Origin of the sequence: Actinomyces procaprae (genome assembly GCF_004798665.1) — a bacterium.
GTDB lineage: Bacteria > Actinomycetota > Actinomycetes > Actinomycetales > Actinomycetaceae > Actinomyces > Actinomyces procaprae.
Window position 1 is genome coordinate 2,191,289 of the sequence record NZ_CP039292.1, and the last position, 20,758, is coordinate 2,212,046.

The 20,758-nt window shown below is 69.4% G+C and carries 15 protein-coding genes; 4 read left to right on the plus strand and 11 right to left on the minus strand.

Features of this window, described 5'->3' with window-relative positions; all coding sequences use genetic code 11:
• Positions 1-141: 141 nt before the first annotated feature.
• The 11 genes from E4J16_RS08850 to ileS all read right to left on the minus strand — a co-directional run bounded on the left by E4J16_RS08850 (position 142) and on the right by ileS (position 15,997).
• Positions 142-1,986, minus strand: coding sequence for a bifunctional folylpolyglutamate synthase/dihydrofolate synthase (locus E4J16_RS08850; RefSeq protein ID WP_136313783.1), 1,845 nt, complete (start codon positions 1,984-1,986; stop codon positions 142-144).
• A gap of 118 nt (positions 1,987-2,104) precedes the next feature.
• Positions 2,105-2,923 (minus strand): MBL fold metallo-hydrolase, encoded by an 819-nt coding sequence (locus tag E4J16_RS08855; RefSeq protein ID WP_136313784.1) that lies wholly within the window; start codon positions 2,921-2,923, stop codon positions 2,105-2,107.
• Positions 2,924-2,986: 63 nt separating this feature from the next.
• Positions 2,987-3,697 (minus strand): sugar transferase, encoded by a 711-nt coding sequence (locus tag E4J16_RS08860; protein ID WP_136313785.1) that lies wholly within the window; start codon positions 3,695-3,697, stop codon positions 2,987-2,989.
• 28 nt (positions 3,698-3,725) lie between these two features.
• Positions 3,726-4,391, minus strand: a complete 666-nt coding sequence (locus tag E4J16_RS08865) for a YveK family protein (protein WP_136192298.1) — start codon at positions 4,389-4,391, stop codon at positions 3,726-3,728.
• A gap of 211 nt (positions 4,392-4,602) precedes the next feature.
• Positions 4,603-6,102 carry an oligosaccharide flippase family protein gene (locus E4J16_RS08870; protein ID WP_136313786.1) on the minus strand — a complete coding sequence of 500 codons (1,500 nt, stop codon included), beginning with the start codon at positions 6,100-6,102 and terminating at the stop codon, positions 4,603-4,605.
• Positions 6,099-7,397: an O-antigen ligase family protein gene (locus tag E4J16_RS08875; protein ID WP_136313787.1), complete on the minus strand. Its 1,299-nt coding sequence runs from the start codon at positions 7,395-7,397 to the stop codon at positions 6,099-6,101. The genes E4J16_RS08870 and E4J16_RS08875 overlap by 4 nt, the downstream gene beginning before the upstream one ends.
• Positions 7,381-9,546: a glycosyltransferase family 4 protein gene (locus E4J16_RS08880; protein WP_136313788.1), complete on the minus strand. Its 2,166-nt coding sequence runs from the start codon at positions 9,544-9,546 to the stop codon at positions 7,381-7,383. The genes E4J16_RS08875 and E4J16_RS08880 overlap by 17 nt, the downstream gene beginning before the upstream one ends.
• Positions 9,546-10,487 (minus strand): ATP-grasp fold amidoligase family protein, encoded by a 942-nt coding sequence (locus E4J16_RS08885; RefSeq protein ID WP_136313789.1) that lies wholly within the window; start codon positions 10,485-10,487, stop codon positions 9,546-9,548. The genes E4J16_RS08880 and E4J16_RS08885 overlap by 1 nt, the downstream gene beginning before the upstream one ends.
• Positions 10,487-11,431, minus strand: a complete 945-nt coding sequence (locus E4J16_RS08890) for an ATP-grasp fold amidoligase family protein (protein ID WP_136313790.1) — start codon at positions 11,429-11,431, stop codon at positions 10,487-10,489. Before E4J16_RS08890 ends, E4J16_RS08885 begins: the two co-directional genes overlap by 1 nt.
• The gene (locus E4J16_RS08895; protein WP_240038091.1) at positions 11,428-12,258 is read right to left on the minus strand and encodes a glycosyltransferase family 2 protein; all 831 of its coding nucleotides are present in this window, start codon (positions 12,256-12,258) and stop codon (positions 11,428-11,430) included. The genes E4J16_RS08890 and E4J16_RS08895 overlap by 4 nt, the downstream gene beginning before the upstream one ends.
• Before the next feature lie 379 nt (positions 12,259-12,637).
• The gene (gene ileS / locus E4J16_RS08900; protein ID WP_136313791.1) at positions 12,638-15,997 is read right to left on the minus strand and encodes an isoleucine--tRNA ligase; all 3,360 of its coding nucleotides are present in this window, start codon (positions 15,995-15,997) and stop codon (positions 12,638-12,640) included.
• A gap of 1,296 nt (positions 15,998-17,293) precedes the next feature.
• On the opposite strand from ileS, the gene E4J16_RS08905 reads away from it, so the two are divergent.
• Genes E4J16_RS08905 through E4J16_RS08915 form a run of 4 tightly spaced genes read left to right on the plus strand, consistent with a single transcriptional unit; the run spans position 17,294 to position 20,746 of the window.
• Positions 17,294-19,015, plus strand: a complete 1,722-nt coding sequence (locus E4J16_RS08905; protein WP_204519774.1) for a nitrite/sulfite reductase — start codon at positions 17,294-17,296, stop codon at positions 19,013-19,015.
• On the plus strand, positions 19,012-19,851 hold the full coding sequence (gene cobA, locus E4J16_RS08910; RefSeq protein ID WP_136192307.1) for a uroporphyrinogen-III C-methyltransferase: 840 nt from the start codon (positions 19,012-19,014) through the stop codon (positions 19,849-19,851). Before E4J16_RS08905 ends, cobA begins: the two co-directional genes overlap by 4 nt.
• Before the next feature lie 38 nt (positions 19,852-19,889).
• Complete coding sequence (locus E4J16_RS15105) at positions 19,890-20,033, plus strand: hypothetical protein (protein ID WP_168709479.1); 144 nt, start codon at positions 19,890-19,892, stop codon at positions 20,031-20,033.
• Positions 20,030-20,746 (plus strand): sirohydrochlorin chelatase, encoded by a 717-nt coding sequence (locus E4J16_RS08915; protein ID WP_136192308.1) that lies wholly within the window; start codon positions 20,030-20,032, stop codon positions 20,744-20,746. Before E4J16_RS15105 ends, E4J16_RS08915 begins: the two co-directional genes overlap by 4 nt.
• The last annotated feature ends 12 nt before the right edge of the window (positions 20,747-20,758 follow it).

The window sequence follows — 20,758 nt, forward strand, 5'->3', positions numbered from 1 at the left end:
TGTTCCTTCCGTTTAGCGGGCTACGGCGGCCCCACGGGCACATCTCGTGCAATGCCGCCCGGCAGAGTCTAAACGAATGTCGCGGTCACGCGACCGCCTTATCGACCGGTCTCGGCATGACCTGAGTTCCGGCCTGAAGGGTCAGGGCTTGCCGAACAGCGCACGCGCCTGCGCAGCCAGCACTACCGAGCCGATGATGAGCACACCCGAGGCGGTCAGAGGCGCATCGAATCCCTCGGACATGTTCACCGCCTGCTCCGTTCCAGCCAGCAGCGTCGGTGCGACCACCACCCGGTCGGCACCGAATACCTCTCGCGCCACTACACCCAGGTCCTCGGCGTCCATGGCCCGTGGGGAATCAATGGGCACGCACACCACCGCATCACAGGCCGGCTCCAGGACGGACAGGATGCCCTCGGCGTCCTTGTCCTTCATCAACCCGACGACGGCGACCAGGTGCTGGAAGCCAAAGGCCTCCTCCACGGCGTCCGCCAGGGCGGTAACACCGTGAGGGTTGTGCCCGGCGTCGACGATCACCGTCGGGCTGGTACGCAGCACCTCCAGGCGACCAGGGCTGGTGACGGATGCGAAACCGTCCTCGACGACCTTCGCCGGAAGCTGCCTGCCACCGAAGACCGCCTCCGCGGCGGCCAGTGCCAGCAGGGCGTTATGCGCCTGATACTCGCCGTGAAGGGGAACGAACACGTCCTCGTACACGGCGGCGGCCGTTGCAAGCGTGACCATCTGGCCCCCGACACCCAGGGAGCGGTCGAGCACCCGCAGCACGCCGGCACCGGGGGCGTCGGGGTCCTCCTCCGCATCGAGCTCACGCCGCCACAGGACCTGATGGGCGCGGGCCGCGTCAGCGATCACCGCCTGCACCGCCTCCGGCTGCGCGGCCGTGATCAGCGTGGATCCGTCCTTGATGATGCCGGCCTTGTTGGCCGCGACCTCCGCCAAGGTGGTGCCGAGCCAGGTGCCGTGGTCGAGTCCGATCGAGGTGATGACCTCGACATCACCGGGCACAACGTTGGTGGAGTCCCAGGTGCCGCCCATGCCGACCTCGATCACCGCCACGTCGACCGGATGGTCCGCGAATGCCGCCAGTGCCATAACCGTGAGCACTTCGAAGAAGCTCAGCCGCGGACCGCCGTCGGCCTGGGAACGGGCGTCGACCATCTCGATGTAGGGGGCGACATCCTCCCAGGCGGCGATGAAGTCCTCCTCGCTGATGGGCTCGCCGCCAAGGGCGATGCGCTCGCGGATCGTGGCCAGGTGCGGACTGGTGAAGCGTCCGGTGCGCATGCCCGTTGCCGCAAGCAGCCGCTCGGTCATACGGGCTGTGGAGGTCTTGCCGTTAGTGCCGGCCACATGCACGATCCGGTAGCTGCGTTCGGGATTCCCCAGGATGTCGAGCACGGCTGCGACGCGCTCCAGTGAGGGCTGCACCTGGTGCTCCGGGGCGCGGGAGAGGATCTCCGCCTCTACCTGCCGCATACGGGCAGACACCTCGACGGCGTGCGCGGCCGCGGCCAGTTCCGCGCGGTGCCGGTCGTCACCGTCCGCCGCTTCGGTCTCGGCGTCGGGCAGAACCGGCTCCCAGTCCTCCCAGTCGTCGCTGTCATCGGCGTCCACTTCAGCGAGAAGGGCATCCAGACGGTCGAGGTCGCCGCCGGGCACCATGTTGGCGGCGACCAGCTCGCGCAGGGCGGCCAGGTCCTCAGCCTCGTCCCGCTCCCTGCTGTGGCCGGCAGCGGCGTCCTCCTCGGCGGCCTGGGCCGGGGACTCGCCCGCGGGTGAGTCTGCGGCCTCCAGGTAGGGCAGCAGGTCGGGGTCGATGCCGGAGAATGTTCCTCCGGGTCCATAGACGGCGTCGACGACGTCCTCGCCCTCCGCTCCGGCGGGGATGCCGAAGGCGGCACCCGGGTGAGTCCCCGTCTCCTCACCGGCGTGGGTGTGCCGATCCTGCTGCTGCTCGCTGCTCATGTGCTCCTGTTCCCGCTTCCTGCTCGAAGACGAACCCGAGCAAGCCTAGATGATTGGTCCCGACGGTCATATCTACCGACCTCAGCACGTAACAACTACCGACCTCGGCACGTAACAACTACCGATCTCGGTGGTTATTCCGGAGGCGGGGTGGTGCGCCGCAAATGCTCCACTCGCCCTCGGGGGTCCGGTCCAGGCGGTCCAGGATGCCGGCGTCACGGAATGCGCGCAGGGTGGCTCCCGGCCCGTCGGCGAAGTGCTCCCAGCCGGTCTGGTGGACGACGACGACGTGCGGCGCACCGAGCACCTGTGCGGCTGCGCCGGCCCGCTCAGCGGTAAGGCTCAATGGCCGGCCCGAAAGCTTCGCGGGCACAGTCGCCCGGCCTGCGTTGAGCACCGCGTGGTCAATGCCGCCCAAGCGCTCCTTGACCCGGGTGATCAGCTCCAGGGAGGCGTTGTCTCCGGTGCAGTAGATGGTGGTGCCGGGGGCCTGGATGACGAAGCCGGTGACCTCGCAGTTGACGAATCCGGCGGCGTCTGTCTCACCGTCGGCAGGACCGTGCTGAGCGGGCACGGCGGTGACGGTGACGCCGTCGCCCACCGAGGCGGACTGCCAGGGGGCCAGGCCCTCGGCACCCGCCCCGAGCTGGCGGGCCGAGCCGGGGTTGGTGAGCAGCCGCGGCGCAGCCAGGGCGAAGGCGCGTCCGGAGACGTCGAGATTGTCCGCATGGTCGGCGTGGCTGACCAGCACCACGTCGACGTCCGCGAGTGCCTGCGCCTCCACTGCCGGGCCGCGGGTCTTGCGCAGGGCACCGTAGTCGGTGGGCGGGTCGAAGGTGGGGTCGAGCACCAGGCGCAGGCCGGCAACGTCGATGACCACGGTGGGACCGCCGACGACCAGGAAGCCGAGGCCGTGACGGGGCAGCAATTCAGTCATGAGTCCTCCCGGGGTTGGTACTCGGCCACGCTACCGGGCGCCGCCGCGGCGCTCGGCACCGCATCACCCCGAGCCCTCCTGGGCCAGCACCACCTTGACGGTCCGGCACAGGATCTTCAGGTCCAGCAGCAGCGTCCAGTTGTCCACGTAGAACAGGTCCAGGCGGATGGCCTCCTCCCACGGCAGGAGGGAGCGTCCACTGACCTGCCACAGGCCGGTCATGCCCGGCTTGGCCCGCAGCCGGCGGGCGGCCACGGCGTCGTACATGGCGACCTCCCTGGGGATCTGTGGGCGTGGCCCCACCAGGCTCATGGTGCCCTGCAACACGTTGAACAGCTGCGGCAGCTCGTCGATGGAGGTGCGCCGCAGTATTCTGCCGAGACGCGTGATGCGGGGATCGTTCTCAACCTTGAACAGGGGCTTGTCGAGACGGTTCTGCTCGCGCAGCAGCCGCTCCAGCTCGGCATCGGCGTTCACACGCATGGTGCGGAACTTCCACATCTGGAACTCCTGCCCGTTCAGACCGATCCGGGTCTGCCGGAACAGGGCGGGGCCGCCGTCCTGCCTGCGCACGAGCAGGGGGACGACGAGCCAGACCGGCGTGAGGGCCGCAATGAGCAGGGCCGACGCGGTCACGTCGAAGATGCGTTTGGCCACCGAGGTAGCGACTGGCGGAGGTGACTGCGCGTCTTCACGGGAGCTGCGCCCGAGCGGCGCCCTCCTGCTCCCGGGGGTGGAAGGTGTTGAGGCCAGGGGAACGGTTGAGTGGGTCATGGGGACTTCCAGAAGACTAGGTGGTGATTCAGGGGTGGGCTGCGTCGGCGGCGTCCTGCTCGGCCACGTCAGCACTCGCTGGTTCCCGGGGATGGGTTCCCAGCACGGCGGCGAGCAGCACGACTGCGTAGGTCAGCACCGGAAGGCCGACGGCGCCTGCGGCGACCGTGCGGCTGGACGACGGCGAGCGCGACACATCATCGAGTTCGGCCGAGGACATCAGCACCACCTCTACCGGTGCCTGAGTTCCCTCCAGGTTCTCAAGCACGGCGGCGGTCTGGGTGACGGCGGCGTCGGCCATGCGCTGTGCGAGCGCGGCCGACTCCGCATGCGCCGTAATCACCAGCGTGTGGGTGTCGGCGGTGTGGGTGGCGGTGAGGGCATCGGCCAGCGCCGCGGGGGAGCTGTCCAGCCCGAGGGACTCGGCCACCGCCTGGGCAACCACCGGGGAGGTGATCACGGGGACCAGTGACTCGGCCTGGCTGATGGCCAGCTGCTCGGCCGCGTACTGCTGGGCCGCGCCGCTCTGGTCGACGACGCCGGGCTCCACGCGCACATAGGCCGTGGCGGTGGCCGTATAGGTCACGGGGGAAAGCCGCACGACGGCGTAGCCGAGGCCGCCGCCGACCAGCGCGGCCAGGACCAGGAGCCAGGCCCAGCGCCGGGTCAGCGCGAGGATGTCTGCCAGCGTCATGCGCCTGACCTCCCTGTCGGGCGCCGGCGCGGGGTGCCGACGACGCGCCCGGTCGGATGGGGGCGTGCGTGGGGTGCGGGGCTGAGTTCATTCATGGTCGGCTCCTGTTGTTCGTCATTTGATCGTTTACTGGCTTGCGGCCCCGCCCGGCACCGGGATGCTCGGGCGGCCTAGGTTCGGGGCCGGCCCCTGGCGGCGGGCCGGCGGGTTGTCATTTCATGGCGTTTATCTCCCGCAATGAGGTGATCACGGCCCCCCGGTTGAGCAGCAGGACGGCTGCGGAGACGCCGCACAGTACGGCCACCGCGACTCCCAGCACCGGAACCCCCAGCGTGTGCAGGAGCATGCGCAGCGCCTGCCCTCCCAGGGCGGCCGCGGCGGTGGTCAGCACGTAGCGCCCCAGCGTGCGGACGTCGAAGGCGGAGGCGAGGCCGCCGTCGATCTCCTTCAGGCTCAGCCGCAGCAGCGTCAGGGTCATCACCAGGTTGACCGCGACGGATGCGGCGGCCGGCCCCACGAATCCGAGCAGCGCGTACAGCGTCGGGCAGGCCACGATGTTGGCGGCGATGGCGACCAGGGACACGGCCATCAGCGTGCGGGTGCGTCCGGCCGCGCTGAGGATGAGTGACAGGCCGGCGAAGCGCACCATCGTGGTGATCAGGTAGAGGCGGAATACGGCGAGCCCGCCCAGGTAGCGCGCCCCGTACAGCACCTGAATGACCTCGGGGGCTACCACCATGGCGGCGACGCAGAAGGTCACCGTGGTCAGGTAGCCGACGGCGAGGTAGTTGCGGAAGAGGCGGCGGACCAGGTCCTTGCGGCCGGCTCCGAGGTACCGGGTGACGATGGGGATGATGACGGTCAGGAAGGATGCGGGGATGACGTCCAGGGGCAGCACGGTGGAGGCGTTGGCGTAGACCGCGTAGCGCTCGGTGGGTTCGTGCATGCCGATCACGAGTGCACCGACCTGCCGCATGACCGATGAGGTCATCACGTACACGCCCATGGGCAGGGCGAACCCGAGGATGTCCCGCGTGAGTGCCCAGCGGGGGCGTGTGGGGAGCAGCAGGTACTTCCAGCGGCGGAAGCAGTCCCAGAACCACAGCACCGACGCAAGGTCGAGGGCGAGCAGCATGATGAAGAGCACCGCGATGGAGGAGGTCACCAACGCGGTAATGAGCACGGCGGTGAGCTTGAGCGCGGAGAATCCCAGGTTGCGCACGGCGATGGCCCGGGCTCTGCCGATCGACACGACCAGCACCTGCAGCATGCTCATCATGTTGGTGAGCATCGGCCGCAGGGCGAGCAGGACGATCAGTGGTTCCAGCAGCGGGTTGGAGAAGTAGCCGCTGATCGCTCCGCGCGCCGCCACCAGCACGGCCGCCGTCACCAGGCCGATGACCGTCTGCAGGCCCAGGATGGTGCGGACGTAGTCGCGGGCGGAGGCATTCGGCCCGCCCCGGTTGAAGAAGTAGTTGACCGCGTCCACCATCCCCAGGATGGTCCCGTCCGAGCAGACGGCCACCAGCAGCACGCCCTGGGCGTAGGTCCCGTAGGAGGTCAGGGAGAGGCTGTGGGACAGGATCATCGTGTTGACCATCGCTGAGGCCAGCGTGACGATCTTGACGGCGGCCAGCAGCAGCGAGTCGGTGGAGGTGCCGGACTTCAGCCTGGGACGGCGCTTGTTGACCGCACGGGGGGAGCTGCTCATCGGGACCGGCTCCCCTCGTGGTCGGCGCTGCCCGTGAGCCGTCCCGCCCGGGCGCCCAGGAAGGGGATCAGGTAGAACAGCGCCATGTTGTAGGTGTAGATCTCGGTTACCATCATGATCGACATGGCGGCGTAGACGGCGATGAAGACGGCGCGCGCGCGGGGTTTCAAGGACGTTCGGTCCACGTGGGCGCCGGCCGTCAGGAGCAGGAGGAGGAACAGGCACACGGCCGCCACTCCGCCGTCGTACATGAGCTGCAGGTACTGGTTGTGCGCCTGCCAGGCGAGGCCGCTGGCGCCGGGGATGAAGGCGCCGAAGCTGTAGTTGATGCCGTAGCCGAACAGGGGCGATTCGCCCAGGATCGGGAAGGCGGCGTCCCACAGGTCGGTGCGGCCGGTCAGGGTCACTGACTTGCCGAACAGGTGCCCGAGCAGCGCGGCGAAGTGGACGTGGATACGCGCCCCGACCACCAGCACGTTCACCAGCAGTCCCATGACGGTGATCCCCCGCATGGACACCAGCCCGCGTCCGCCGCCATCCGGCTGCATGCGGGCCAGGCAGTAGAAGACGACGCCGATGCCCGCCCCGACGGCGGCGGTGGCCACCTGCAGGGAGATGATCTGGACCGCCCCGATGGCAAGCGCCAGCAGCGTGCGCCGGCCGATGCGACGCGATGAGCCGGAGTCGTAGAGCGCCGACACCAGCACGGCCGTGAAGATGCAGTCGGTGACCCGGGTGCGAATGCCGAGCAGGTAGGAGGGCTGGGCGAACTGGCCGTCCATGGTGAAGGTCCGGGAAGTGCCGGTCAGGATCATCAGGTAGTTGATCACCAGATAGGCCAGCAGCAGATCGGCGATGACCCGAAGCAGCCGGCGCCGTGCGTCCGGCCCGGCGTCGGCGTGCAGTTCGATGAGCAGGAACAGGGAGACCTGGGCGACGGTGGCGTAGCCCCAGTTGAGCAGGTCACCGCCGTGATACAGGGTCGGAGGCAGGAAGGCCAGGCGGTAGAAGACGAAGAGGAGGAAGACGGGTGACAGGGGCGGGCGGCGCAGCAGGTGCGCCAGCACCAGGCCGGAGAAGACTACCGCGGTGGCGGCCTTCACCAGCGGCGCCAGGGATGGGTCCTGGTCCACCAGGATGGGCTTCATGAGGATCAGGCACAGCACCACCAGCCCCAGGTAGCGCAGCGGGTAGGCGCGTTCGGTGATGCGTCGCGCGCTCACCGCAGCGGCGCCCGCGGCAGGGGGGCCGACCTGTTTCCAGGCGATGGGGACGATCTCAGCGGTAGAGCTCAAGGTACTTCTCCGTCATGGTGCGAGCCGAGTGCTCCCCGGCACTGCGCGCTGCACCGTTGCTGAGCAGGGTGTAGCGGGCCGGATCCTCCCAGGTGGCCCGGATGGCGTCGGCGGCCCGCTGGGGGTTGGGCGGAACCAGGACCCCGCTCAAGCCGTCGACGACGACGTCGGGCACTCCTCCCACCGGCGTGGCCACTACCGGCAGGCCGGCCGCCATGGCCTCGATCAGGCTCATGGGCTGCCCCTCGTAGTCGGACAGCAGCACGAACAGGTCGGCGTCCCGGTAGAAGGGTCCGGGGTCGCGGTGCACTCCGGCGAAGTGGACGCGGTCGGCCAGGCCGAGGGCGCGGGCCTGAGTCTCCAGCCGTCCGCGCAACGGCCCGTCACCGACGAGCGTGAGGGAGGCGTCCATGCCGGAGCGCCTGATCTCTGCCATGGTCTCCAGCAGCAGGGCGTGGTTCTTCGCCGGCACCATCCGGGCGACGCACAGCAGGCGCACCACGCCGTCGCCGCCGGTGCGCGGCTCGCAGCGGAAGCGTTCGATGTCGACGCCGTTGCCCACGATCGGTACGGCGTCGGGCTCCAGCCCGTACTCGCGGCACACCGAGTCCTGAACCTGCTCCGTGAGCGCCACCGGCATTACCCCGTGGGTGAAGGCACGGCGGTTGAGGCGCCGCAGTACGCTGCGTCGCGTCTCCTTGGCGGCCAGGTTGTGCACCGTGTGGATGACGCGGGCCCCGGTGCCGGACAGGCGCACGGCCGGCATCACGTACTGGAGCACCGGCAGGTGAGTGTGCACGACGGTGGGGGCGAATTCCTGGATCTGGCGGCGCAGCGTGAGGATGGTCCGGGGGTCGGGACCGGGCGCCTTGTTGATGGCGACGACGTCGATGCCGGCTTCCCGCATGCGCGCGCCCACATCCGTGTCCGCCCCGTGCAGGGACACCACCCGCACCGGGACCGCCGCGGCCACCAGTTCGGCGGCCAGGGTCGCCACCATGGTCTCGGCTCCACCGGTGTTCAGCCCGTGCACCACCAGCAGCACCCGGGGTTGTGAGGCGGGCGGAGCCGGCTGTGCCTGCGGGGCGCAGGAGCCTGCCTCGATGGTGCGGATGATCTCCCCGACTACCTCCTGGGAGGAGTAGGCGGCGACGCGGTCGCGCATGCCCTGCCGCATGGCGGCGACCTGCGCCTCGGGCAGGTCGAGGAATCGGCGCAGCGTGTCGTGCAGCTGCTCGGGGTGGTCGTAGTCGTAGCTCAACCCGGTGACGCCGTCCTGCAGCATTTCACCGTAGTAGGGCCACCGGCTGGCGACCACCGGGAGTCCGGCGGCCATCGCATCGATGATGGTGCCGGGAACGCCCTCCCCCGGCCACTGGGTGGGGAAGAGCAGCGCGTAGTAGTCGCGCAGGATCCGGGCGCCCTCGTCGGGAGCCACTTGGCCCATGTAGCGGGCGGACGGGTGGACGGCCAGCAGCCGCTGGAACTCGTCGGCGTAGGCGGGGTCGAGGGGGCCGTACACGTCCAGTGCGGCGGTGTTCGCTCCCGCGCGGGCGTTGATGGCGGTTACGGCCTCGATCGCGCTGGTGATGCCCTTACGGGCAGTGACGCGGCTGAAGGTGCACAACCGCACGGGTCGGCGCTCCGGGACGGGCGAGGCCGCCGGCAGCTCGGGCAGGTCCTTGAAGTTGGGCAGGTAGACGGCGTTGCCCACGCCGAGTTCGCCCAGCCGGTCCGCCAGGGCGTGGCTCTCCACCCAGTTCACGGCGAAGGAGTTGAGCTGCCGTACCAGCCGCCCACTGCGGTCTCGGACGATGTCATCGGCCAGTCGACCGCCGATCAAGCTGTGGTAGACGCGTTTGCGGCCCAGCCGGGCAGCCACCGCGAGGATCGGGAACAGGGCGCGGCGGCCGCCGGCGGACAGGAGCACGATGACGTCGTCGCATGTGCCGAGGCAGCGCAGCAGCTCGCGAGTCACCTGGGGTGCGCGGTGGCGGTAGTCGCGGGTGTCGACGGCGATGATCCGCTCGGCGCCGAAGCGGGACACCAGCCCCCGGTACAGGGTGCGGGTCTTGACGGTCTGCCCGTCCGTGAGCGCCCCTCCGGAGTCGATGCGTCCGATCAGTCCGATTCGTCCCGGGCTGGGCATCAGAGCATCACCCCTTGGAAGGCCTGCTTCGGCGGCAGGCTGATGCGGCTGCCCAGCTCGGTGTCGTAGGCGGCGGGGTCGAAGTGGGGCAGACCGTTGGAGCCGGTGAAGGTGATCTCTCCGACGTACACCTGCCCTGCCACCTCGTAGAAGTCCACGCGGGCCAGGGCGAAGCCCCGTGACAGCTCGGAGGTGATGGAGAGCATCTCCTCCAGCCGCTCCGGGCGCGGCAGGTCGGGTTCTTCCTCAAGCCGGGCGTTGTACCTGAAGGGTGCCCGAGTCCAGTCGGGCAGGAGGGTCGCCATGCGCCGGTGGGCGAAGCGTCCGTCGACGGTGAAGGCGAACTGGACCTCGCCGTCGAAGGCGACGAACTTGTAGTCGCGCAGGCCCTCGCCGCCGTCCTGCAGGAACTGCTCGGCGACGATCCGCGGCTCGCAGAACTCGTAGTGCAGCTCGAAGCCTCCGGTCATGGCCATGCGCCGCCCCAGCCAGCCGGCCAGTGCGCGACGGGCCCGGACCGGGTTCAGCTGCCGCTTGTCCGGCACCACGATGTTCCAGCCCGAGCCGTGGGTGGCCTTGAGCACGTACTGACCGGGCAGGGAGCTGAAGTTGATGTCGGCGGCCGAGTCCCACACCCCGAGCAGCGGCACCAGGTACTCGGGTCCGACCCGCTGAGCGACGACTTCACGCATGAGGAACTTGTCCGCCAGTCTTCCCTTGAGGGGAGTGGAGTCGTACAGCTTGAGCCACTGCGCCTTGTCGGTGAAGGTACGGGGATCGTCCAGGTTGCAGCGGTGCCCGGTGGAGAGCCGGTACCAGCGCTCAAGCTCGCGCCGGTAGCGGCTGGGGTCCAAGTGGCAGTTGCGGCGGTACACGGCCTCACGCACCCAGCCCGACGCGGCCTTGGGCAGAGCCCCCGTGACCAGGTCCTTCACACGCATCACAGCATCACCCCCCGGAAGGGCTTCTTGGCAGGTAGGACGATGCGGTCGCCCAGGATGACGTCGTAGCGCCTGGGGGCGAACCAGGTAAGCCCGTTCGAGTCGGTGAAGGTGATCTCCCCCAGGTACACACGACCGTCGACGTCGTAGAAATCAACTCGTGCCAGGGCGAAGTCGCGCCCGATCTCGCGGGCCACCTCCAGCATCCTGTCCAGCCCCGCGGGCCGCGGCAGCGCCGCAGCCGGGCCCGGGTCCCCGCCGTAGTGGAACGGTGCGGGGCTCCAGTCGGGCAGATAGGTGCGCATCGACATCCCGGAGGTGAAGCGGCCGGAGACGCAGACGACGAACTGCACCTGACCGTTGAAGGTCATGACCTTGTAGTCACGCAGGCCGCCGCTGTCATCGCGCAGCAGCGGCTCGCAGATGATCCGCGGGTGGCAGAACTCGTAGTGCAGCTCGAAGCCTCCGGTCATGGCCGCCCGAGTGCGCAGCCAGGCCGTCAGCCTGCGCCGGGCCGCCGTCGTGTCCAGTTTTCGCACGTCCGGCACGACGATGTTCCAGCGGGTCCCGTGGGTGGTCTTCAGCACGAAGGCGGGCGGCAGGGCGGTGAAGTCGATCAGCTCGGCGCGATCCCATACCCCCAGCAGGGGAACGAGGTGCTCGGCGCCGATACGCTGAGCGGCCCACTGGCGCACAAGGAACTTGTCCGCGAGCCGACCCTTGAGCGGAGTGGAGTCGTAGAGCTTGAGCCACTGGATCTTCTCACCCACGGTGCGCGGATCGTCCAGGTTGCAGCTGTGCCCGGTGGAGAGCCGATACCACCGCAGCAGCTCGGTGCGGTAGCGGTGTGGAGGCAGGGAGCAGTTGTGCCGGTAGATCCGGTGGCGCAGCCCCGCCTCCGCCCTTCCGGATAGCAACGAGCGCGTCATGTCCTTAACAGTCATACGTCTTTCCTCCTCTTCATAACCGCGTGGTACAGCTGCCAGGACAGGCAGTAGGCGGAATAGAGCCGAGAGATCCCCTCAACATTGCGATACAGATTCCAGGTCCGCTTCACCGCCTTGACCTTGTCGCTTGACAGTGAGCCGGCAGTTTTCCGATATTTAGCCAGGCACTCGTCCAGGCCGTAAATAAGATGCCCGTGCTTCATCACCTGCAGCCAGGTCGCCGCGTCCTGGCCGCGCCGCAGGTCCGGCATCACGAGCAGGGAGCGATCGATGACGGCGGTGTCAAACAGGATCGTGAGCGTACAGGTGAGCGTGTTCTTCAGGAAGCCGCGATAGTCGATCACTGGGGGCACGTGCACGTAGTTGCGGTGGGCCCCGTCCTCCTCGATCGTCTCGTAGGAGGTGATGCAGGCGCCCAGTGCGCCGTCGGCCAGGAAGTCGAGCTGCCGCTCGAGCTTGCGCGGCTCCCACTGGTCATCGGCGTCCAAGTAGGCGATGTAGCGGCCACGCGCCCGGGCCAGCGCCCGGTTCCGCGCCCGGGCGACGCCCTGGTTAGTGGTCTGGGCGAGCACCTGCACCCTGGGGTCCCGGGCGGCGCAGCGCTCGGCGAGGGCGAGTGTACGGTCCCGGGAGGCGTCGTCCACCACCAGCACCTCCAGGTCCTCCACGGTTTGGGACAGGATGGAGGCGAGCGCCTGGGTTATGTGCCGCTCACTGTTGTAGGCGGGCACAATCACTGAGACGAGCGGCCTGTGCTCGTCATTGTTATCGATTTGCTCCGCAGGGGTGATGGGGCGGCGCAGCGACGGGCTTTTGCGAGTCACCGATTCCTCCACGTTTAATGGAACAACCTCGACGGGCGGAAGCCCGGCAGGGAGTGAGAAACCCCGGCAGATCCAGGTGGGGTGAATCGGGTCAGGGACGGAGAGTCGCGTCAGGGCCTGGCGGACTCTTCTTTTCTCGGGTGCGATCTGTTCGCACAGCAAAGGCTATCGTGCTCGCATACCCGTTTCACAGGCGCGGCGGTCACGGTTCTACCGCCAAAGCAGCACAACTAATCAACCATTAAGAACAAGCTAATTATAAACGCATGATTGATAGGTGCAGCCTAACCCCGGTGCGGTCGCCGCCTCTCCCGCAAGTCGACGGGGCGCCGACCCGCCCAATAGGCGGTCGGCGCCCCGTCGGCCCGCGTCGGCGAAGTCAGGCGCGCGCTACGCTTGCGCTGGGATCCGCCACGTCCGCGGCAACCACATCCAGCTCCACGCAACTGACCTCACGCTTGATCAGATCCAGGTGCGCACCGGTCCACGCCTGCTTGTCGGCCGGGACCGTCACAACCGCACGCGCCGGCTCGCCGATGTTCAGCCCGGCGGACTTGCGCTCGTCCATGATCAGGCGGACCAGGTCCCGGGCCCAGCCCTCCGCCTCCAGGTCGTCGTCGAGCGCCGTATCCAGCACCACGAACGCGCCCGAGGGCAGCACGGTGGCGGACAGGGCGTCGTCGCTGACCTCAATGCGAGTGGACAGGGTGAAGGCGGAGTCCTCGGCCTCCAGCACCACCGGGACGCCGTCGAGCAGAACCGTCTCGAAGCGGACATCACCGTCAGCGGTGACCTCCCACTCCCCCGCCTTCACGGCAGCAAAGAGCTTGGAGGTGAGCTTGCGGACCTGCGGCGCGAAGGCGCGCGGATTCAGGGCCAGCTCCTCGCGCTGCTCGTAGCCGGCGTCGGCGGCGTCCACCACCCGCACCTGCTTGACGTTGACCTCCTCGGCGATCAGCGCCGCGAAGGGTGCCAGGCCCGCGGGGTCGGCGGTGGCGATGGTCAGGGTGCGCAGCGGCTGCCGCACGCGCAGCTTGTCGGCCTTACGCAGGCTCAGGGCGGCGGAGACCGCGTCGCGCGCCTCATCCATGGCGGTCACCAGCGCCGGATCGGCCACATGCGCGGGCAGCGCGGGCCAGTCGGTCAGGTGCACGGAGCGCTCCCCGGTCAGCCCGCGGTAGATCTCCTCCGCAAGCAGCGGCGCCAACGGCGCAATCACCTGCATGAGCACGCGCAGCACGGTGGCCAGCGTGTCGAAGGCAGGACGGGCGACTGCGGCGGAGCCATCCGTGAAGCGCGAGCGCGAGGTGCGCAGGTACCAGTTGGTCAGCACGTCGATGAACTCACGCACCGTATGGGTGGCGCCGGTTACGTCGTAGGCGTCCAACTGCGCGGCCACCGTGTCTGCCAGGTCCTTGACCCGAGCCAGGATGTAGCGGTCCATCACGTCGAGGGAGCCCTTGGCCCCGAACAGTGAGGAGTCGTCCAGGTCCACGCCGTCGGTGAGGTAGCAGGCGCCGTCGTCCCCGGCCTGGGCGGCGTACAGGCTGAAGAAGTACCAGGTGTTCCACAGCGGCAGCATGACCTGCCGGACCGTGTCCCGGATCGCCCGGTCCGTGACGGCGAGGTTCCCGCCGCGCACCACCGGGGAGGAAAGCAGGAACCAGCGCATGGCGTCGGCCCCGTCGCGGTCGAAGACCCGCTGGACGTCGGGGTAGTTGCGCAGGGACTTGCTCATCTTCTGCCCGTCGTCGCCCAGCAGGATGCCGTGGGAGACGCAGGTGGTGAAGGCGGGCCGGTCGAACAGGGCGGTGGCCAGCACGTGCAGCGTGTAGAACCAGCCGCGGGTCTGCCCGATGTACTCCACGATGAAGTCGCCGGGGTTGTGGGACTCGAACCAGTCCACGTTCTCGAACGGGTAGTGCACCTGTGCGAAGGGCATGGAGCCGGACTCGAACCAGCAGTCCAGCACATCGGGGATCCGCCGCATCATGGACCTGCCGGTGGGGTCATCCGGGTTGGGGCGCACGAGCGTGTCGATGAAGGGCCGGTGCAGGTCCTTGACCTCCACTCCGAAGTCCCTCTCCAGCTCCGCGAAGGAGCCGTAGACGTCGGTGCGCGGGTAGGCGGGGTCGTCACTCATCCACACGGGGATCGGCGCGCCCCAGAAGCGGTTGCGGGAGATGGACCAGTCGCGTGCGCCGGCCAGCCAGTTGCCGAAGATGCCGTCCTTGATGTGACCGGGAACCCAGCTGATCTCCTGGTTGAGCTCCACCATGCGGTCGCGGATGGCGGTCACCTTGACGAACCAGCTGGAGACGGCCTTGTACATCAGCGGCTTACGGCAGCGCCAGCAGTGCGGGTAGGAGTGCACATAGGACTGCTGGCGCACCAGTACCGCGCGCACGGCCGCATCGCGGCGGGCCAGCGGACCGGAGCCGTCACGCAGGTCCGTGACGATCGGCTTGTTGGCGTCGAAGATGTGCATGCCGACGTAGTCGGGCACCTCACCGGTGAACACTCCGCCCTCGTCGACGGGGATGACCGTGCCGACGCCGTAGGCCTGGCAGGTGTACATGTCGTCCTCACCGAAGGCGGGCGCCAGGTGCACCAGGCCGGTTCCATCGGTGGTGGTGACGTAGTCGGCGGCGATGATCTGCCAGGCGGCGGCACCGGGGGCGGCGCCCTCGGCGCGGTGGGCGGCGTCGTCGAAGAAGTCGTAGATGGGTGTGTAGCGCACGCCCACCAGGTCGGCCCCCTTGTAGGCGGCCAGCACCTGTGGGTCCTCCCCCAGCTCCCGGGCGTAGGCGCCCAGCAGATCGCGGGCGAGCAGCACGTCCTGCCCGGCGACCGGGGAGTCCAGGTCCGCGTCCACGTGCACGGTCACGTAGTCGATGTCCGCTCCGACGGCGACCGCGGAGTTGGACGGCAGCGTCCACGGCGTGGTCGTCCAGATCAGGGCCAGCTCGGGGGCGGCGTCCGGGCGGGTGGTGTCCAGACGGCGCTCCAGGCGCAGGCCCACGGTGACGGTGTTGTCCTGACGGTCCTGGTAGACGTCGTCGTCCATCTTGAGCTCGTGGTTGCTCAGTGGCGTGCGATCGTGCCAGCAGTAGGGCAGCACCCGGTAGCCCTGGTAGGCCAGGCCCTTGTCGTACAGGGTCTTGAAGGCCCAGATGACCGACTCCATGTAGGTGGGGTCCAGGGTCTTGTAGTCGTTTTCGAAGTCCACCCAGCGGGCCTGGCGGGTGACGTAGTCCTCCCACTCCTTGGTGTAGCGCAGCACGGAGGTGCGGCAGGCCTCGTTGAACTTCTCGATGCCCAGCCCGCCGGGGCGGGTGATCTCGGTGACGTCGTCGATGCCGAGCTCGCTGAGCGCCTCGAGCTCGGCGGGAAGACCGTGAGTGTCCCAGCCGAAGCGGCGCTCGACCCGGCGGCCGCGCTGAGTCTGGTAGCGGCCGACCGCGTCCTTGACGTAGCCGGTCAGCAGGTGCCCGTAGTGGGGCAGGCCATTGGCGAAGGGAGGCCCGTCGTAGAACACGAACTCGTTGGAGTGGCCGTTGTCATCCGTGGCCGACCGCGCGTCAATGGAGGCCTGGAAGGTGCCGTCCTGCTTCCAATAGGCCAGGACCTCCTCCTCGATGGCAGGGAAGGAGGGGGACGGCTCGACCTTCTGGCCGGGGTGGTGCAGGGGGTAGAAGGCGGCGCCCGTGTGCTCGGTGCCGGTGGGCTCTTCAGCCATGTGGTCTTGCCTCGCGTCTCACTCGTAGTCTTTTGCGCCCGTTGGGGCGCGGGATCCACGAGGACGACGCCGCCCCGCCGGCCGACACGTCGGCTCACGAGGACCGCACCGCGGTACCACCTCGCTTGCCCGCTCCGGCTGGGCCGGGGACGGACCGCTCGATTCGCAGCTGTGACGGGCTGTCCCGTCCGGTTCTACTGGGGACTCCGCCGGGGCGGAGCCGGTTCTTCCGGAGGCTCACCGGTGATGGCCGGGTCTGCGCCTGTGGCGGTGAGTGTAGCCGCGGCCCGCGCACACGGGCCATTCCCCATCGGGTCCCGGCAACGTCATTCTCGCCACATCCCGGGAGCTCTCGCACTCACCGCCACCACCGGCCACACACACACACACCGACGGGCGCGACCAAGACGCGCACGCAAACCGCCACCCGGTCACCGGCACCACACACACCGACGGGCGCGACCAAGACGCGCACGCAAACCGCCACCCGGTCACCCCACCCACCCGCAAACCTGCGCTTAGGTCCCTTTGTGTGGGTTTTTGGGCGGGGGTGCGCGGCCGGGTGTCTGTGCGCGTGGCCGTCAAGCCCGCCAGTTGGACCCCTGTTCCCCCGTTGGACCCCTGTGCCCCCCGTTGGACCCCTGTCCCCCCGTTGGACCCCTGTCCCCCCGTTGGACCGCCGTAGCCGCCGGTTACAGCGGTCCAACGGGGCGTGAGCGGTCCATCGGGAAGTGAGCGGTCCAACCAGGGTGGCGCAAGACCCACCCGCCCCTCCGGCTGGCGCACGCAGCCCACTCAAACTACGGGCCCCGCAGCCACCAGACACGACCAACTCGCCATCCGCTACCAGACCACCACCCACATCGCCGACTACCAGGCCACCACCCACTGCACCAGCGCCGCCCCGCCACCACAAACGACTCACACAACAGGCCCAGGCCGTCTATGAGCTCGGTCCCACCGCATGACATGACGTCGTCTCACGATCCGGCCGTGGTGTTGTGCTTCCCGCGGCCGCATCCTTAAAGTTCCGCGCATGACCGAAGCGCACCCCCTGCTCGCCGCCGCGGACTTCCGCGGGGCGTGGTTGCGCTCCACCCGAGTCATGTGCTGTCAGGCCCGCTGAGCGCCTGACCATCGCGGCCCCCGCCGCACACGGAATCCGGCGCACTGAGGCGTCCGGAGCCGAGCGGCAACATACCGGTCACCGACCGGCAGCAGCTGACAGCACCGATCCGGATCGAGTCCCCGCCCCGATGACTCCGGACGCTCATGCACCGCCAGCCTGGAGGAGACATGAGCCCGATCGAGACCCCGTCCACAAACGATGTCGGCGCAGGCCGCACCATTCGCCCGCCGCGCGCCGGCCGTTCCAATGGCCAGTGGCGCATCGACGGCCGCAAGCCCCTGAACCCCAACGAGGTCGTCAAGCAGGACGGCGATCCGCTTGGCGCGCACGACCGCATCGTCTCCACCTACGCCGCCGCCGGCTTCGACGCGATCCCGGACGACGACCTCCACACACGCTTGCGCTGGTGGGGCCTGTACACGCAGCGCAAGCAGGGTATTGACGGGGGCCGCACCGCCCAGCTCAGCCCCGCCGAGCTGTCCGACCGCTACTTCATGCAGCGGGTGCGCATGGACGGCCAGTCCCTGTCCGTCAAGCAGATGCGCGTCCTCGGCCGGGCGTCGAACGAGTTCGCCCGCGGCACCCTGGACGTCACCGACCGGCAGAACCTCCAGATGCACTGGATCGAGATCGAGTCCGTGCCCGAGCTGTGGCGCCGCCTGGAGGAGGTCGGTCTGACCACCATTGAGGCCTGCGGCGACACTCCGCGCGGCTTCCTCGTCTCCCCCGTGGCGGGGATCGACCCCGACGAGATCATCGACCCGTCCGAAGCCGCCGCCCAGATCCGGGGCACCTTCCTCGGCAACCCCGACATCGCCAACCTGCCCCGCAAGTTCAAAACGGCCTTCACCGGCTCCCCCACGCTGGACATCCTCCACGAGATCAACGACATCGCCTATGTGGGCGTGCAGCATCCCGAGCTCGGCCCCGGCTACGACCTGTGGATGGCGGGCGCCCTGTCGACCGCGCCCTTCCTCGGGCAGCGCCTGGGTGCGTTCGTGCGGCCCGACCAGGTCAGCGACGTGTGGTGGGCTGCCATCCGGCTCTTCCGCGACTACGGCTACCGGCGCCTGCGCAACAAGGCCCGCCTGAAGTTCCTCATGGCCGAGTGGGGCCCGGAGAGGTTCCGCCGCGTCCTGCAGGAGGAGTACCTGGGCTACGCGCTGGCCGACGGTCCCGCCCCCGCACCGCCCACGGGCGAGGCCGACCACATCGGCGTCCATCGGCAGCAGGACGGACGCTACTGGATCGGCGGCAAACCGCCGGTCGGCCGTCTCTCCGGCGACACCATGCTGGGCCTGGCGGACCTCGCCGAGGCGGTCGGCTCGGACCGGGTGCGCACAACCCCGCTGCAGAACATCCTGCTGCTGGACGTGCCCGCCCGGCGCGTGGAGGAGGCCGTGGCCGGCCTGCGGGAGCTCGGCATCGAACCGGATCCGGGGCCGTTCACGCGCTCGCTGCTGGCCTGCACCGGCCTGGAGTTCTGCAAGTTCGCGATCGTGGAGACCAAGTCCCTGGCCGCGCAGGTCGCCGCCGAGCTCGACGCCCGTCTGGCGGACCTCCACCTGGAGCGGCGGATCTCCATCAGCGTCAACGGCTGCCCCAACTCCTGCGCCCGGATCCAGATCGCCGACTTCGGCCTCAAGGGGCAGATCGTCACCGTCGACGGCCAGCAGGTACCGGGCTTCCAGGTGCACCTGGGAGGCGGCCTGGCCTCCGCCGGCCATGAGCAGGCCGAGCTGGGACGCACCGTGCGCGGCCTGAAGGTGGCCGCCACCGACCTGACCGACTACATCGAGCGCGTCGTGCGCCGCTATGCCGCCGGGCGCACCGGAGGAGAGTCCTTCGCCCAGTGGGCGCAGCGGGCACCGCAGGAGGAGCTGATATGACCACCGACGGCGTCGCTCCCCCGGCCGACGAGTGGACACTCGCCGCTACCACTGCCGGACAGCCGGCGCCGGGTGTTGAACGAGTCCCGGATACCGACCGTCCCGGCACCGGGTGGGTGGCACTCATCGGATGCGGGCCAGGGGCCCCGGGGCTGCTCACGGTGCGCGGGCTGGGCCTGCTGCGTCGGTCCGACGTCGTCGTCATCGATCGGCTCGCCCCGCGCCAACTGCTGGAGGCCACCGCCCCCGGCACGGAGGTGATCGACGTGGGCAAACGCCCGGGTCATCACCTGCTGCCGCAGGAGCAGATCAATGCCGTGCTGGTGGAGCGGGCCCGCACCGGGCAACGCGTGGCGCGCCTGAAGGGCGGCGACCCGTATGTGCTGGGCCGCGGCGGTGAGGAGGCTGCTGCCTGCCGGGCGGCCGGCGTCGCCTTTGAGGTGGTCCCCGGGATCACCTCGGCCGTCGCCGTGCCGGCCGCCGCCGGCATCCCGGTTACCCACCGGGGACTGGCCCGCGGCTTCTCCGTGGTCACCGCCCACGAGGAGCTGATCTCCACGGTGCCGGCGCGGCGCGACCACACGCTGATCCTCCTCATGGGTGTGGCGCACCTGCGTCGCTCGGCGACGATCCTCCTGCGGGCGGGGGCCGACCCCGACACCCCGGCCGCCATTGTCGAACGCGGCTTCCTACCCGAGCAGCGAGTTACCACCACCGTGCTGCGATGCCTGCCCGACGTCGCCGCCGAGGTCGGCGTCACCGCTCCGGCGGTCGTTGTCATCGGCGACGTCGTCACCGTCAGCCCCGCATGGAACACGCGGGTCGTCCCCGCCTGATGCGCCCGGCGACACCCCGGCAGCCCTGAAGGATCATCATGCTCGCACTTGTTCACCCCGCCTTGAGGACGGACGCGACCGCGTGGACGCTGTCGGCGCCGGCTGCGGCGCCGCCGCTCATCGACATCACGGGATACCGCCCCCGCCGCACCGCCGTCGCCGCGGAGGTGCAGACCGCATGAGGACACGTCCCCTGGTGGTTTTGGCGCACGGCACCCGCGCGCCCGGCGCGCTGCCGGTCCTCGAACGGGTCAGTGCGCAAGTGGTCGGTCTCCTGCCCGGAGTCGTCGTGCGCCACGGCTTCGTGGAGTTCCAGAACCCGACGGCGCGGGAGGCCTTCTCTGGGCTGCACGATCCCGTCGTGGTCCCCTTCTTCCTGGGCGGGGGCTTCCACGTCCTGCATGACCTGCCCGGCCTGCTCGCCGAGCACGGTTCCGGCAGCGCCACGAGGCATCTCGGCCCCGAGCCGACGATTGTCAAGGTGGTGGCAGACCGCCTCCGGCAGGCAGCGGCGCAGGCCGGCACGGCCGTCACCGACCTGGACGGCGTGGTGCTGGCCGGCTCCGGATCGTTCAGGAGTCGGCCCGTGCGGGAAACCGAGCAGGCGGCGGCGCTGCTGGCGCGGGAGCTCGGCCTTCCCGTCCGGCCCGCCTACCTGGCCAAGACCGCTCCCACGGCCCAGGAGGCGGTGTCCTCCTGGCGCCGGGAGGGCGCGCGCAGGATCGCGGTGGCCCCGTATCTGCTCGCCGAGGGGAAGTTCTCCCGCGCCTTGCACCGCAGCGAGGCGAGCCTCGTCGCCGCGCCCATCGGCGCTCACCCGGCGGTGGCCCGCGTGGTCGCAAGGCGCTACCGGGAGGAGATCGGCAGCCGTCGGCAAAACGGGGCGGGCACATAGGCTTACGGCATC